Raw genomic sequence first — 483 nt, forward strand, 5'->3', positions numbered from 1 at the left:
TGGAGCAGATCAGCCTGCCAGGTAACAGGGGTCGTCCGCGTAAGCGCTGCCGGTATGTACTGGCCGACAAGGGTTATGACAGCCAGATGCTGCGTCAATACTGTGATCGCTATGGCGTGCAGCCGATCATTCCCTTGCGCAGGATGCATCGCAAGCCTCGGCCAGGCCTGCCTCGACTATTCGACAGCCCGCAGCCTACGTTGTATGCGGCAATACTTTTCGTACAAAACCTAGATGATGCCTATAACTGCCGTAGTCGCATGATGGCGCGGGTGATGCTTTGAGCATTCGTGGCCAACGTTTCCATGGCCGCAATTGCGTTAGCGGCGACACTCCCCATTCCATTCTCGGAGAGCCACTTGGTCACCTCCTCAATTGCCGCAAATATGGAGTGCTGGTTGTGCAGGAGCAGTGTGAGTGCATCCGCTGTGGCTATGTTGGATTCAGAATTATCTAGCACGGGTCTCGTCCTTGACTAAGAGG

At 55.3% G+C, this 483-nt stretch carries 1 protein-coding gene and 1 pseudogene; one reads left to right on the forward strand and one right to left on the reverse strand.

The features are described from left to right. Positions 1–194 (forward strand): annotated as a pseudogene (locus KVH01_RS29490) (IS5/IS1182 family transposase); the annotation flags it as partial. Between the two features lie 47 nt (positions 195–241). Here the strand turns inward: KVH01_RS29490 and KVH01_RS30515 are convergent. Beyond that, positions 242–460: a hypothetical protein gene (locus tag KVH01_RS30515; protein ID WP_318836594.1), complete on the reverse strand. Its 219-nt coding sequence runs from the start codon at positions 458–460 to the stop codon at positions 242–244. Between the last annotated feature and the right edge of the window lie 23 nt (positions 461–483).

This window comes from Pseudomonas khavaziana (assembly GCF_019145205.1).
Lineage (GTDB): Bacteria > Pseudomonadota > Gammaproteobacteria > Pseudomonadales > Pseudomonadaceae > Aquipseudomonas > Aquipseudomonas khavaziana.